16 protein-coding genes are annotated in these 12,646 nt (G+C 67.3%); 7 read left to right on the top strand and 9 right to left on the bottom strand.

Translation table 11 applies throughout. The features are described from left to right. The 4 genes from V6M56_RS18575 to V6M56_RS18560 all read right to left on the bottom strand — a co-directional run. Nucleotides 1–919: MFS transporter (locus V6M56_RS18575; RefSeq protein ID WP_332685705.1), on the bottom strand; the 919-nt coding region annotated here is incomplete at its 3' end. Nucleotides 920–1,258: 339 nt separating this feature from the next. Continuing rightward, nucleotides 1,259–2,188, bottom strand: coding sequence for a dihydrodipicolinate synthase family protein (locus V6M56_RS18570; protein WP_332685703.1), 930 nt, complete (start codon nucleotides 2,186–2,188; stop codon nucleotides 1,259–1,261). Nucleotides 2,189–2,211: 23 nt separating this feature from the next. Then, the gene (locus V6M56_RS18565) at nucleotides 2,212–2,898 is read right to left on the bottom strand and encodes a fumarylacetoacetate hydrolase family protein (RefSeq protein ID WP_332685701.1); all 687 of its coding nucleotides are present in this window, start codon (nucleotides 2,896–2,898) and stop codon (nucleotides 2,212–2,214) included. Between the two features lie 114 nt (nucleotides 2,899–3,012). Next, nucleotides 3,013–3,480: an Lrp/AsnC family transcriptional regulator gene (locus V6M56_RS18560; RefSeq protein WP_332685699.1), complete on the bottom strand. Its 468-nt coding sequence runs from the start codon at nucleotides 3,478–3,480 to the stop codon at nucleotides 3,013–3,015. A 155-nt stretch (nucleotides 3,481–3,635) separates the two neighbouring features. Between V6M56_RS18560 and V6M56_RS18555 the strand changes: the two genes are divergently transcribed. From V6M56_RS18555 to V6M56_RS18535, 5 genes are all read left to right on the top strand, one after another. Continuing rightward, nucleotides 3,636–4,655 (top strand): ABC transporter substrate-binding protein, encoded by a 1,020-nt coding sequence (locus V6M56_RS18555; RefSeq protein ID WP_332685697.1) that lies wholly within the window; start codon nucleotides 3,636–3,638, stop codon nucleotides 4,653–4,655. A 12-nt stretch (nucleotides 4,656–4,667) separates the two neighbouring features. Next, nucleotides 4,668–5,420: an ABC transporter permease gene (locus tag V6M56_RS18550; RefSeq protein WP_332685695.1), complete on the top strand. Its 753-nt coding sequence runs from the start codon at nucleotides 4,668–4,670 to the stop codon at nucleotides 5,418–5,420. Further along, nucleotides 5,408–6,172 carry an ABC transporter ATP-binding protein gene (locus V6M56_RS18545; RefSeq protein WP_332685693.1) on the top strand — a complete coding sequence of 255 codons (765 nt, stop codon included), beginning with the start codon at nucleotides 5,408–5,410 and terminating at the stop codon, nucleotides 6,170–6,172. The genes V6M56_RS18550 and V6M56_RS18545 overlap by 13 nt, the downstream gene beginning before the upstream one ends. Before the next feature lie 103 nt (nucleotides 6,173–6,275). Continuing rightward, nucleotides 6,276–7,472, top strand: a complete 1,197-nt coding sequence (metZ, locus tag V6M56_RS18540) for an O-succinylhomoserine sulfhydrylase (RefSeq protein ID WP_332685691.1) — start codon at nucleotides 6,276–6,278, stop codon at nucleotides 7,470–7,472. A 137-nt stretch (nucleotides 7,473–7,609) separates the two neighbouring features. Then, nucleotides 7,610–7,975 carry a hypothetical protein gene (locus V6M56_RS18535; RefSeq protein WP_332685689.1) on the top strand — a complete coding sequence of 122 codons (366 nt, stop codon included), beginning with the start codon at nucleotides 7,610–7,612 and terminating at the stop codon, nucleotides 7,973–7,975. A 75-nt stretch (nucleotides 7,976–8,050) separates the two neighbouring features. Here V6M56_RS18535 and V6M56_RS18530 read toward each other — a convergent pair whose 3' ends face one another. The 5 genes from V6M56_RS18530 to fabA all read right to left on the bottom strand — a co-directional run bounded on the left by V6M56_RS18530 (nucleotide 8,051) and on the right by fabA (nucleotide 11,609). Then, entirely contained in the window at nucleotides 8,051–8,296 is a 246-nt protein-coding gene (locus V6M56_RS18530) for a DUF2188 domain-containing protein (protein WP_332685687.1), read from the bottom strand. A gap of 113 nt (nucleotides 8,297–8,409) precedes the next feature. Next, nucleotides 8,410–9,243, bottom strand: a complete 834-nt coding sequence (gene fabI / locus V6M56_RS18525) for an enoyl-ACP reductase FabI (protein ID WP_332685686.1) — start codon at nucleotides 9,241–9,243, stop codon at nucleotides 8,410–8,412. A 98-nt stretch (nucleotides 9,244–9,341) separates the two neighbouring features. Further along, the gene (locus V6M56_RS18520; RefSeq protein ID WP_332685684.1) at nucleotides 9,342–9,614 is read right to left on the bottom strand and encodes a DUF3303 domain-containing protein; all 273 of its coding nucleotides are present in this window, start codon (nucleotides 9,612–9,614) and stop codon (nucleotides 9,342–9,344) included. A gap of 11 nt (nucleotides 9,615–9,625) precedes the next feature. Next, on the bottom strand, nucleotides 9,626–10,852 hold the full coding sequence (gene fabB / locus V6M56_RS18515) for a beta-ketoacyl-ACP synthase I (protein ID WP_332685682.1): 1,227 nt from the start codon (nucleotides 10,850–10,852) through the stop codon (nucleotides 9,626–9,628). A 244-nt stretch (nucleotides 10,853–11,096) separates the two neighbouring features. Beyond that, nucleotides 11,097–11,609, bottom strand: coding sequence for a 3-hydroxyacyl-[acyl-carrier-protein] dehydratase FabA (fabA, locus tag V6M56_RS18510; protein WP_332685680.1), 513 nt, complete (start codon nucleotides 11,607–11,609; stop codon nucleotides 11,097–11,099). Nucleotides 11,610–11,850: 241 nt separating this feature from the next. Here fabA and irrA point away from each other — a divergent pair, with 241 nt between their 5' ends. Continuing rightward, nucleotides 11,851–12,315 carry an iron response transcriptional regulator IrrA gene (irrA, locus tag V6M56_RS18505; protein WP_332685678.1) on the top strand — a complete coding sequence of 155 codons (465 nt, stop codon included), beginning with the start codon at nucleotides 11,851–11,853 and terminating at the stop codon, nucleotides 12,313–12,315. A 56-nt stretch (nucleotides 12,316–12,371) separates the two neighbouring features. Then, nucleotides 12,372–12,646: YbaY family lipoprotein (locus V6M56_RS18500; protein ID WP_332685675.1), on the top strand; the 275-nt coding region annotated here is incomplete at its 3' end.

Raw genomic sequence — 12,646 nt, 5'->3', positions numbered from 1 at the left:
CGGCGACCAGCGGCGAGAATCCGGCAACGAGCTGGAGATACTGCGCGACGAACAGGAAGATGCCGAACAGGAAGAAGAAGGCGAGCATGTTGATCGTCAGCGCGATGCGGAAGGCCGTGCTGCGGAACAGGCCAAGATCGACGAAGGGATCGGCGAGCCAACGCTGGCGGCGCAGGAAGACGGCGCCGATGGCAAGGCCGGCGAGCATGATCGCAACCGGCAGCCAGGCGAGACCGTCCTCGGCAATGCGCTTCAGCCCGTAGATCAGCGCGAGCACGGCGACGACCGAGAGCCCGGCGCTGGCAAGATCGATGCGGCCGGCATCCGGGTCCTTGTATTCGGGCAGGAGCCACGGGCCGAGGATCAGCAGCAGCACCATCACCGGGACATTGGCGAGGAAGACCGAGCCCCACCAGAAATGCTCGAGCAGCAGCCCGCCGGCGAGCGGGCCGATGGCGCCGCCGGCCGAGAAGCTGGAGATCCAGATGCCGATGGCGAAGCGGCGCTCGTCGGGATCCTCGAACATGCTGCGGATCAGCGACAGCGTCGAGGGCGCCAGCGTCGCGCCGGCGAGGCCGAGCAGCGCCCGGGTCGCGATCAGCATCGGCGCGCTGGTCGAGAAGGCGGCGACGATCGAGGCCAGGCCGAAGGCTGCGGCGCCGATCAGCAGCAGCTTGCGCCGGCCGATCCGGTCGCCGAGCGTGCCCATGGTGACAAGCGCGCCGGCGACCATGAAGCCGTAGATGTCGACGATCCAGAGCAGCTGCGAGGCGCTCGGCCGGAGATCCGCGGTGAGATGCGGCACCGCCAGGTTGAGGACGGTCAGGTCCATGGCATAGAGCAGGCAAGGCAGCGCGATCACCGCCAGCCCGATCCATTCGCGCTTCGTCGCCTTGCGCAGGGGGAGTGCCGCTTCCATGCCTTGCCTCGCTCGCCTCTCGCCCGCCGGTTCCGCGGGGCGCCCGCTCTGGCCGCGCCTGCCGTCAACGCCTGTCAGGACCGCACGCGGCTGTCACGGCTTTGGCTGAATCTTGCGCCGCCCTGCCGCAAGGACGCATGAGCTTGCGCCGTCCCGACAGGGCGGATGCCAGCTAGCGCTACGTCATTCCGGCCGCAGCGAAGCGTAGCGCCGGAATCCATCGTAGAGCGCTGCGCCCTTCGATGGATTCCGGAGCTGCGCCGCTTCGCGGCTTGTCCGGAATGACGCGACGTTTCAACCCGATCGCAGTCTGCGACGGCGGTCGGTTCCGGTTCGCGCTCAGACCTTGGCCCGCGGGTCGCGCTTCGCCAGCCGCGCCAGCAGGTAGTCGACCTCGGCCCTCGCCGCGGCGGTGAGGGCGGCGCCGGGCTTGCGCTGGGCGTCATGGGCGAGGATGCCGCGCTTCACCATCGTGTATTTGCGCACGGCGAGGCCGACGCCCTGCTGCTGCTCGTAGCGCATCAGCGGCAGATGCGCGTCGAAGATGTCATGCGCCTCGTCGCGCTTGCCGGCCTTGCTCAGCTTCACGACGTCGATCAGCAATTCCGGGAAGGCATAGCCGGTATTGGCGCCGTCGACACCGCGCTCCATCTCGAAATCGAGGAAGATGCCGCCATTGCCGGTCAGGATCGAGACATGGCGCAGGCTGCCCTCGGCCTCGAACCTGCGGAGCGTCGAGATCTTCTCCAGGCCCGGCCAGTCCTCATGCTTCAGCATCACGCAGGACGGGTGGTCCTGGATGATCTTGCGGATGACGGCCGGCGTCATCACCACCGAGAGCGTCAGCGGATAATCCTGGATGACGAAGGGGATGTCGGTGCCGATCGCCTCGATGGCCTGGGCATAATAGCCGGTGATCTGGTCGTCGGTGCGCAGGTTCGAAGGCGGCGCGATCATCACGCCGCCGGCGCCGAGATCCATCACCTGGCGCGCCAGCGAGCGCATCGCGGCAAAGCCCGGCGCCGAGACGCCGACGATGATCGGCTTGCCGCCCATCTTCGCGACAGCGCGCTTGACGAGGCCGACCGCCTCCTCCGGCTCGAGCTTGGGCGCCTCGCCCATGATGCCGAGCACGGTGATGCCGTCCGAGCCGATGCCGGCATAGAACTCGAACAGCTTGTCGGCCGAGGTCCAGTCGATCGCGCCGTCCGGCATGAACGGCGTCGGGGCGATCGGGAAGACGCCGCTGGCTTCGGGGGTCAGGCGCATGGTCGAATTCCTTCGGATTCTGGTCAAACGATGCGGGTGCGGACGCTGCCGACGCCGGCGATGGCGCCCTCCAGCACATCGCCCTTCACCACCGCGGCGACGCCTTCCGGCGTGCCGGTGAAGATCAGGTCGCCCGGCGCGAGCGCAACCAGGCCGGAGAGATAGGCGATGGTCTCGGGCACGTTCCAGATCTGCTTGGCGAGGTCGGAGGTCTGGCGAACCTTGCCGTTGACCTTGAGCTCGATCAGGCCGGCGTCGGGATGACCGGCCTTGGCCGCTGATACGATCTCGCCCATCGGCGCGGAGGAGTCGAAGCCCTTGCCCATGTCCCAGGGCCGGCCCGCCTTCTTGGCTGCGCCCTGCAGGTCACGGCGGGTCATGTCGAGGCCGGCGGCATAGCCATAGACATGCGAGAGGGCGTCGGCCTCGGCGATGTCCGTGCCACCCTTCGCGATCGCGACGACGAGTTCCATCTCGTGATGCAGGTCGGCGGTCTTGGGCGGATAGGGCATGTCGGCACCGCCGGTAAGCAGCGCATCCGCCGGCTTCATGAAGAAGAACGGCTCCTCGCGGTCGGGATCGCCACCCATCTCGCGGGTATGCTCGGCGTAGTTGCGCCCGACGCAGAAGATGCGGCGCACCGGAAAGAGGCCGCCGCCGGCGACGGGCGCCGCGACGATGGCTGGCGGATCGATGACATAGCTCGACATGGCGGCGCTCCCTGAGGCGGCTTCGCCCGCTTCATGAGCGAGCGTGGCTTTCGGGGCAAGTGCCGGCAGGCTCGGGGCGGGGCTGCAAGCGCGGCATTGCCGCGCCGGCCGAACTCACGGTTTCGGCAGGTCCGGCACCTTGTAGGCCGTCGTCGCCTTGATCCGCTCCATGGCGAAGCGCGAGGTGACGTTCTTTAGCGGGATCGTCTCGATCAGCTTCTTGTAGAAGCCGTCATAGGCGGCCATGTCGGCGACGACGACGCGCAGCATGTAGTCGACATCGCCGGCCATGCGATAGAACTCCATCACCTCCGGCATGGCCGCGACGCTCTGGGCGAACTTCTCCAGCCAGGGGCCGGAATGGTCGGCCGTCTCGATCTGGACGAAGACGGTGAGGCCGAGCCCGATCCGCTCCGGCGCGACCAGCGCGACGCGCTTGACGATGACGCCGGACTGCTCGAGCCGCTGGATCCGCTTCCAGCACGGGGTCTGCGACAGGCCGACGCGATCGGCCAATTCGGCGATCGAGATGTTGGCGTCCGCCTGCAGGACGGTGAGAATCTTCCGGTCGATCGCATCCATTCTTTCGATCCACAGCTCTGGAGAAGAATTCTCATGCCGAAATCGGTCACATAGAATATTCTTCTTTTTGATGGCGTTGTCTTGTCTTTAGATAGAAAATCCTTTTATCAACCGTCAATAGGCAACAAAACACGCTCCCGTCGAGGAATTAAGTCATGGACCGCCGCCAGTTCCTGCTCGCCGGCTCGTCGCTGCTTGCGGCAGCCCCCTTCGCCGGCGCGAGCGCTCAGGACGCCGCCCCTGCCCGCATCGGCTACATCCCGGTCATCGGCACGGCCCCGATCTTCGTCGCGCACGGCGAAGGCTGGCTGAAGCAGGCTGGCATCACCCCTGCCTTCACGGTCTTCGAATCGGGCCCGCACATGATCCAGGCCCTCGCCTCGGGCACGATCGACCTCTATGTCGCCGGCGTCGCGCCGCTCGCCGTCGCCCGCTCGCGCGGCGTCGACATCCGCGTCGTCGCCTCGACCGCGATCGGCGAGAACGTCTTCGTCGCGGCACCCGCGCTGGCGAAATTCTTCACGGCCGGAACGAACGCGGCGGCTGCCTTCAAGGCGCACAAGGCCGCGACCGGCAAGCCGGCGCGGCTCGCGACCCAGCCGGCCGGCTCGGTGCCGAACACGGTGCTGCAATACTGGCTCTGGGAAGTCGCCAAGGCCGACAAGGCCGATATCGAGATCGTGCCGATGGGCATCGACGCGACCCAGCAGGCGGTGCTCGCCGGCGCGGTCGAGGGCGCCATCGTGCGCGAGCCGGCCCTGACCATCATCCAGACCCGCAATCCCGGCATCAAGCTGATCGCCGGCGGCGAGGAGGTCTTCCCCGGCCAGCCCGGCACCGTCGCCGCCGTCTCGGGCGCCTTCGCGACCAAGAACGGCGCGGCCGTGCAGGGCCTGGTTTCCGGCCTGGTCAAGGCCGCCGAACTGCTGGCCAAGACGCCGGAGAAGGCCGTCCCGCATGTCGGTGCCGCACTCGGCAAGGGCATCGTCGACCCGGCCCTGATCCAGAAGGCACTGGTCTCGCCGGCGAGCAGGTTCCAGATCGACCCGCGCAAGATCATCGAGCCGGCGCGCGCCATGCAGGCCTATCAGGTCAAGCTCGGCTCGCTCGAGAAGGAACTGCCGTTCGACGGGTTGTTCGAGACGCAATATTACGAGCGCGCGCTCCAGGGCTGACGGACGGACATCTTGACATCTCTGCGGGCTCCGGCCCTTGCCCTGACGGGCCTCATCGCCTTCCTGTTGCTCTGGGAGGCGATCCCTTATTTCGCGATCGTCAACCCGGCCTTCCTGCCCGGGCCGAGCGCGCTGCCGGCGGCCTTCCTGCGCGAATTGCGGTCGGGTGCCTGGCTTTCCGCCATCGGCGGATCGCTCGGTCACTATTTCACCGGCTTGTTCACCGGCGCCGGCCTCGGCATCGCGCTCGGCGTGCTGACCGGCATGTCGAAGATCGCCGACGAGCTGACCTCCTGGGTGGTGCGGCTGCTGCGGCCGATCCCCGGCCTGGCCTGGGTGCCGTTCGCGATCATCTGGTTCGGGGTCAACCCGCAGGCGGCGGTCTTCATCATCGCCATCGGTGTGTTCTGGATCGTCTTCTTCGCGGCGCAGGGCGCGATCCGCGGCGTCGACCGCGACCTGATCGAGGTCGCCGATGCCTTCGGCTTCCGTACTCCGCTGCAGCGCCTTGTCAAAATCCTCCTGCCGGCAGCGATGCCCGGCATTCTCGTCGGCGTGCGCACCGCGCTCGGCCAGGCCTGGATGGCGGTGGTCGCGGCGGAAATCTTCGGCGTCGCCGGCGTCGGCCAGCGGATGATGCAGGCCTCCAGCCTGCTCGCCACCGATCTCGTGGTGATCTACATGCTGACCATGGCGGCCCTCTACGGCCTGCTCGACACCGCCTTCGTCGCCTTCCAGAAATGGGTGCTGCGATGGAAAGCGTGATCGACATCAGGGGCCTGTCGCTGACCTTCACCCGCAATGGCGAGGCGACGGAGGTGCTGCACAAGCTCGACCTTACGGTCGCGCGCGGCGAGTTCCTGGCCATCGTCGGGCCGTCCGGCGTCGGCAAGTCGACGCTGCTGCGCGTCATCGCCGGGCTGGCGAAGCCGAGCGGCGGCGAGGTCGCGATCCACGCCAGGGACAGTTCGCGCCGGCCGGTCGCGCTGGTCTTCCAGGATTCCCGGCTCCTGCCCTGGCGCAAGGTGGTCTCGAATGTCGGCTTCGGGCTGGAAGGCCAGGTGCCGCGAGCCCAGCGCCTCGCCAAGGCGCAGCAGACGCTCGACCTCGTCGGACTCGGCAATCTTTCGCAGCGCTGGCCGCACCAGCTCTCCGGCGGCCAGCGCCAGCGCGTCTCGCTGGCGCGAGCGCTGGCGGTCGAGCCCGAGATCCTCTTGATGGACGAGCCGTTCTCGGCCCTCGACGCCCTCACCCGCGAGACCCTGCAGGACGAGTTGATCCGGGTCTGGCAGCGGACGGGCAAGACCGTGCTCTTCGTCACCCACGACATCGACGAAGCAGCCTATCTCGCCGACCGGGTGGTGGTGCTGTCGGGCGCGCCCGGCCAGATCATCGCCGAGCACCGGATCGGCGCAGCGCGGCCGCGAAGGCGCGGGGCGGAGGCCGAGGCGGAGATCGTGCGCGCCGTCAGGATCGGCCTTGGCGCCGATACGGTGAGCGACGGCGCAGCAATCTGATCAACGGGCGTTCCCCACAGAGGAAAATCGTTCGCCTTTACGAACGAATGGAGAGCTGATATTCCCCTTGTCCGTTATAACGAACGGGCGAGGACGACCGGCCATGGCGATCGAAGCGAGCGACACCCAGGCGCTGCATCCGGAAACCCGCCTGGTCCATGCCGGCATCCTGCGCTCGCAGTTCGGCGAAACGTCGGAGGCACTGTTCCTGACCCAGGGCCATGTCTACGACAGCGCCGAGCAATGCGAGGCGCGCTTCCTGAACAAGGACCCCGGCTTCCAATATGGCCGTCTCTCGAACCCGACGGTCTCCATGCTGGAACAGCGCATGGCCGCCTTCGAAGGCGCGGAATCCTGCCGCGCGACGGCGACCGGCATGGCCGCGGTCACCGCCGCGATGATGGGGCTGGTGCGAGCGGGCGACCATGTCGTCGCCGCGCGCGCCCTGTTCGGCTCGTGCCGCTACATCATCGAGGACCATCTGCCGCGCTACGGCGTCTCGTCCACCCTGGTCGACGGCACCGATCTTACGGCATGGCGCGCCGCCATCCAGCCCAATACCAAGGCGTTCTTCCTCGAAAGCCCGGCCAACCCGACCCTGGAAGTCATCGACATCGCCGCCGTAGCCGGACTGGCGAAGGAAGCCGGCGTCAAGCTGGTGGTCGACAATGTCTTCGCCACGCCGCTGTTCCAGCGCCCGCTCGAGCTCGGCGCCGACATCGTGGTCTATTCGGCGACCAAGCATATCGACGGCCAGGGCCGATGCCTGGGGGGGCTCGTGCTCGGCTCGAAGGAACTGATCGAGGGCGAGATCCAGACCTTCCTGCGCCAGACCGGCCCGGCGCTCTCACCCTTCAACGCCTGGGTGATGCTGAAGGCGCTGGAAACGCTGCCGCTGCGCGTCCGCAAGCAGGCCGAAAACGCCGCAATCGTCGCCGGATGGCTGAAGAGCCGCAAGGAGCTACCGCATGTCGCCTTCATCGGCGATCCGGAGCATCCGCAGGCGCAGATCATCGCCAGGCAGATGAGTGGCCCCTCGACCCTGATCGCCTTCGAGGCCGCCGGCGGGCAGGCCGGGGCCTTCCGCCTGCTGAACCGGCTGAAGCTGATCCGCATCTCCAACAATCTCGGCGACGCCAAGAGCCTGATTGTCCACCCCGCGACGACGACGCATCAGCGCTTCACGCCGGAAGTCAGGGCGAGCATGGGCGTCAGCGACGGGCTGATCCGCCTTTCGATCGGCCTGGAGCATCCGGACGACCTGATCGCCGATCTGGCGCAGGCGCTGGCAGCGGTCTGACAACCGGCTGAAAGGGCCCCTCGTCATGACGACGGAGGCGACAGCGATCTACCTTGAGGAGCCGCGCAGCGTTCGCGCCGAATTTTGAACCGGCTGCCACCTTGCTGCGTTGAACCTCCGCAACAACCGAGGTTCACATGATCCGCAAGACCGCCCTCGCCTTCCTGCTCTGCGCGCCCCTGGCCGCTCCGGCACTCGCGCAGAGCGCGTCGCCGGCCTCCCCCGCTCCGGTCGAAAAGCCGGCCTCTCCCGAGCTCGCCGCCTGCAAATCGACCGCGATGATCGCGATCACGGCGCGTGAGCCCGAGATCAAGGACATCGTCATCGACGAGGACGGGCTGACCATCGCGACCTCCGAAACCAAGGTCGGGGATACGCCGATCACGCGCATCATCATGGGCGAGGCCTATCTGAGGACCGACCGCTCGGACAAGCCGCGCCGCTTCCTCTGCCTGCTCGGCGAGAAGGGCAAGGTGCTGCTGACCTTCTTCACCCAGCGCTGAGGCGCCATCCCGCTCGGGCGGCCAGAGCAGCTCAGGCGAAATGAAGCTCGGTGCGGCGCCTTGCCGTCGCGAGCGTCAATCGCCGTCGACAATCCGGGTGTTGGGCCGGTCGCGGCCGTCGGCGAGCTCCGCATGCCACTCGCCCCTGGCATCCTGGTAGACGATGCCGTCGGTGACGCCGGGGCGCTTCTGGCGGGCCGCGGCCTTCTCCGCAGCCTTCAGCGCCGCGTCATGCGATCGAAAGGTCTCCGACAACGCATCGCCGACCTTGTAGGCCCAGCCGTCGTCGTGCTGGACGATCTCGTATTTGACCATGACCATGAGCATCCTCCAGGGCTCACAAGTCGAACCGCCGCAGCCGCGCCAGGTTCCACCGTCAGCGAAGATAACGCCGCCGGGCCGGTCGAGGGAAGCGTCGAGATCGGCCGCGCGGATTATTCGCCATTGCCGGCATCGGCGGCGCGCAGGCCGTCCAGCACCGGCATCGAGGTGATGTTGTAGCCGGCGTCGACATGGTGGATGTCGCCGGTGACGCCGCCGGAGAGGTCCGAGAGATAATACAGCGCCGCGCCGCCGATCTCCTCCAGCGTCACCGATTTGCGCAAGGGGGAATTGGCGCGCTGCCAGGAATACATGGCGCGGGCGTCGGAGATGCCGGCACCGGCCAGGGTGCGGACCGGCCCGGGCGAGAGCGCATTGACGCGGATGCCGCGCGGGCCGTAATCGGCGGCAAGATAGCGCATGCTCGCCTCCAGCGCCGCCTTGGCGACGCCCATGACGTTGTAGTTCGGCATTACCCGCGTCGAGCCGCCATAGGTCAGCGTGATCATGCTGCCGCCCTTCGGCATGCGCTCGGCCGCGCGCCTGGCGGCTTCCGTGAAGGAGAAGCAGGAAATCACCATGGTGCGCGAGAAGTTCTCGCGGCTGGTGTCGGCATAGAGCCCCTTGAGCTCGCTCTTGTCGGAGAAGCCGATGGCATGGATCAGGAAATCGAGGGTGTTGCGCTCGGGATCGCCACCCCAGGCCTCGTCGATGGCGGCGAAGGTCGAATCGACGGTCGCGATGTCCTCGACATCGCAGGGGATGACCAGCTTCGAGCCGATGCTCTCGGCCAGCGGCTTGACGCGCTTGCCCAGCGCCTCGCCCTGATAGGTGAAGGCCATCTCGGCACCCTGCGCATGCAGGGCCCGGGCGATGCCCCAGGCGATCGAGTTCTGGTTGGCGACGCCCATGACGAGGCCGCGCTTGTTGTGCATCAGGGGGAGCATGAGTCTGTCTCGGACGGATTTCCGGAACTCGGAAAGGGATGGGAATTCTATGGCGCGGTTCGAAACGCTATCCAACCATTAGGCGCCAGGCACGCTCGCTACAAATGCTTCTTCACCGCCGCCGCCGTATCCTTCGAGGTCGCGAGCGGGACGATCTCGAAGCGGGCGAGGTCGCCCCAGGCCAGCACCCATTCCTGCAGCTTGGTGACGTCGTCGCACTCCATGACCTGGAAGCAGCGTGCGAAATCGGCCGAGATCCAGCTGTCGATATAGGTGAGGCCTTCCGGCATCATCCGGCCGCGCTCATGGAAGCGGGCGTAGATCTCCTTCACCCGCGCCTGATCGAAATGCTCGATCACCATGAAGAGCATGGCCGGTCGCCTCAGGCCTCGAGGCGCTTCATCACGATGGTGGCGTTGGTGCCGCCGAAGCCGAACGAGTTGGAGAGCACGCAACCGAGCCCGGCATTGTCGATGCGCTTGCGCACGATCGGCATGTCGGCGAAGGCCGGGTCGAGCTCCTCGATATGGGCGCTCTGGCAGATGAAATCGTTGTTGAGCATCAGCAGCGAGTAGATCGCCTCCTGGACGCCGGTGGCGCCGAGCGAATGGCCGGTGAGCGACTTGGTCGCCGAGATCGGCGGGCTCTTCTCGCCGGCGCCGAAGACCTCGCGGATCGCCTCGATCTCCTTGGCGTCGCCGACCGGGGTCGAGGTGCCGTGCGGGTTGATGTAGTCGACCTTGGCCTTCACGCCTTCCAGCGCCATGCGCATGCAGCGCACCGCGCCCTCGCCCGAGGGCGCGACCATGTCGTAGCCGTCGGAGGTCGCGCCATAGCCGACGATCTCGCCATAGATCTTGGCACCGCGGGCCTTGGCGTGCTCCAGTTCCTCCAGCACGACGACGCCGGCGCCGCCGGCGATGACGAAGCCGTCGCGGCGGGTGTCATAGGCGCGCGAGGCGACGGCAGGCGTCTCGTTGAAGTCGGTGGACATCGCGCCCATGGCGTCGAACAGCACCGACAGCGTCCAGTCGAGCTCCTCGCAGCCGCCGGCGAAGACGACGTCCTGCTTGCCCCACTGGATCAGCTCATAGGCATTGCCGATGCAGTGGTTCGAGGTCGCGCAGGCCGAGGAGATCGAATAGTTCACGCCCTTGATCTTGAACCAGGTCGCGAGCGTCGCGGACGCGGTCGAGGACATCCCCTTGGGCACGGCGAAGGGGCCGACCTTCTTGGAGGAGCCGCTCTCGCGGGCCTTGTCATAGGCGTCGATCAGCGCCCGGGTCGAGGGGCCGCCCGAGCCCATGACGATGCCGGTGCGTTCATGGCTGATCTCGGAGGATTCGAGCCCGGCATCGGCGATGGCCTGCTCCATGGCGACATGGTTCCAGGCCGAACCGCCACCGTGGAAGCGCATGGCCCGCCGGTCGACCACATCCGAGGCGACCAGCGTCGGCACGCCGCCGACGCGGCTGCGGAAGCCGTGCTCGGCGAATTCAGGCACGAAGGAGATGCCCGACCTGGCCTCGTGCAGGGAGGACAGCACTTCCTGCGTATTGTTGCCGATGGACGAGACGATGCCCATCCCGGTGACCACAACGCGTCTCATGCTCGCTTCTCCGGCTGTTTGGTGGCGCGCCGGGTCGCATCTGCCCAGCCCGCTCTCCTAGTCGTACCGCGCAAATGGACCGCGGCGACGGCCCGCGCAAGGCGGGCCGTCGATTTTGCTCAGAGCCGGATGCTTGCAGATGGCTTCGCTGCGCGATGCCATCTGCAAGCTGAATCCGTCTCCATCAAAAGATTAGAGCAGGATTCTTGCGAAAAACCGGTTCCCACCTTTTTCGCATCCTGCTCTATGCGCCTTCCGGCTTGAAAAGGCCGACGCGCATGTCGGCAACGGTATAGATGCGCTTGCCGTCGGCCTCGAGCCAGCCATCGGCGATGCCGAGCACCAGCTTGGACTTGAAGACGCGCTTGAATTCGACGCCGTAGACCACCTTCTTGACGCTCGGCAGCACCTGGTCGGCGAATTTGACCTCGCCGACGCCGAGCGCCCGGCCCCGGCCGGGCAGGCCGAGCCAGCCGAGGAAGAAGCCGGTGAGCTGCCAGAGCGCATCGAGCCCGAGGCAGCCCGGCATCACCGGATCGCCCTTGAAATGGCAATCGAAGAACCAGAGGTCCGGCCGGACGTCGAATTCGGCGCGGACGAAGCCCTTGCCGTGCGGGCCGCCATCCTCGCTGATTTCGGCGATACGATCGAACATCAGCATGGGCGGCAGCGGCAGCTGCGCATTGCCCGGCCCGAACAGCTCCCCGCGACCGCAGGCGAGGATCTCCTCGTAGCTGAATGACGATTGCCGCTCCATTCCCGTTCCGCTCCGTTCCGGCCGCCCGATCCCGGCGGTCATCTCTCGTGACGCGTGCCTAACACGCCGTTGCGGCGAAACGAAAGGGGCGCTTGGCGACCCCGAGCCCGAATGATCGGCGCGACGAGCCGCCGCGCCGGCGCGGCAATGCTTGCGGCCCGGGAGCCGAAGCCTTAAATCGAAGGCAGGAGCCGGCGGCGTTTGGCGCGCCGGCCGTCAGGCAAGGAGGCAGGCCCGAAGCATGAACGATCTGACCCCGCAGGAACTGGGCTACGGATCGAGCGCGCGCCAGGGTTGCCCGTTCCATGACGTGCGCCAGCGGCTACGCCGCGTGGGCCTCAGGCCGACGCGGCAGCGCGTCTCGCTGGGCTGGCTGCTCTTCGCCAAGGGCGACCGGCATGTCAGTGCCGAAATGCTCTATGAAGAGGCGATGAAGGCGCGCGTGCCGGTCTCGCTGGCGACCGTCTACAATACGCTGCACCAGTTCACCCAGGCCGGCCTGCTGCGCGAGCTCGCGATCGACGGCGCCAAGACCTTCTTCGACACCGACAACAGCGACCACCACCATTTCGTCGTCGACGGCGAGGACAAGGTGATCGACATCCCGGCCTCGGCCGTCGACGTCGCGGAACTGCCGCCGCCGCCGGCCGGCTACGAGATTGCCCGGGTCGACGTCGTGGTCCGGCTGCGCAAGATCGACGGCTGAAGCGCCCGTTGTCCCTGGCGCGGGGGACCGTCACCATCGGAAGAAGGATTTCCGCCATGGCCGGCTCGCGGCGCCATTTCGTCGGCGCATTGGCGCTCGGCTTCCTGGCGTCGGCCGGCGCGGCCTCCGCTGCCACGGCGACCCTGCGCGGGACGGTCTCCTATCGCGAGCGCATCGCGCTGCCGCCGGGCGCCATCGTCGAGGTCAAGCTGCTCGACGTCTCGCTCGCCGACGCGCCGGCGCGGACCATCGCCGAGACGCGCGTCAGCGGCCGGCGCAACCCGGCGCGCTATGTGTTGCGCTTCGATCGCTCGCTGATCGTGCCCCGCCG

The organism is Allobosea sp. (assembly GCF_036675845.1).
In the GTDB taxonomy this organism is placed as follows: Bacteria; Pseudomonadota; Alphaproteobacteria; order Rhizobiales; family Beijerinckiaceae; genus Allobosea.
Note: the sequence above shows the minus strand (reverse complement) of the source record. Positions and strands in the feature narration are given on the sequence as shown.

Excerpts from the sequence above, each read along its gene's own strand:
- metZ (WP_332685691.1), top strand. The coding sequence starts at position 6,276 with ATGGCGATCGAAGCGAGCGACACCCAGGCGCTGCATCCGGAAACCCGC.
- V6M56_RS18565 (WP_332685701.1), bottom strand. The coding sequence starts at position 2,898 with ATGTCGAGCTATGTCATCGATCCGCCAGCCATCGTCGCGGCGCCCGTC.
- V6M56_RS18570 (WP_332685703.1), bottom strand. The coding sequence starts at position 2,188 with ATGCGCCTGACCCCCGAAGCCAGCGGCGTCTTCCCGATCGCCCCGACG.
- fabI (WP_332685686.1), bottom strand. The coding sequence starts at position 9,243 with ATGCTCCCCCTGATGCACAACAAGCGCGGCCTCGTCATGGGCGTCGCC.
- fabB (WP_332685682.1), bottom strand. The coding sequence starts at position 10,852 with ATGAGACGCGTTGTGGTCACCGGGATGGGCATCGTCTCGTCCATCGGC.
- V6M56_RS18535 (WP_332685689.1), top strand. The coding sequence starts at position 7,610 with ATGATCCGCAAGACCGCCCTCGCCTTCCTGCTCTGCGCGCCCCTGGCC.
- fabA (WP_332685680.1), bottom strand. The coding sequence starts at position 11,609 with ATGGAGCGGCAATCGTCATTCAGCTACGAGGAGATCCTCGCCTGCGGT.
- V6M56_RS18545 (WP_332685693.1), top strand. The coding sequence starts at position 5,408 with ATGGAAAGCGTGATCGACATCAGGGGCCTGTCGCTGACCTTCACCCGC.
- V6M56_RS18555 (WP_332685697.1), top strand. The coding sequence starts at position 3,636 with ATGGACCGCCGCCAGTTCCTGCTCGCCGGCTCGTCGCTGCTTGCGGCA.
- V6M56_RS18530 (WP_332685687.1), bottom strand. The coding sequence starts at position 8,296 with ATGGTCATGGTCAAATACGAGATCGTCCAGCACGACGACGGCTGGGCC.
- irrA (WP_332685678.1), top strand. The coding sequence starts at position 11,851 with ATGAACGATCTGACCCCGCAGGAACTGGGCTACGGATCGAGCGCGCGC.
- V6M56_RS18560 (WP_332685699.1), bottom strand. The coding sequence starts at position 3,480 with ATGGATGCGATCGACCGGAAGATTCTCACCGTCCTGCAGGCGGACGCC.
- V6M56_RS18520 (WP_332685684.1), bottom strand. The coding sequence starts at position 9,614 with ATGCTCTTCATGGTGATCGAGCATTTCGATCAGGCGCGGGTGAAGGAG.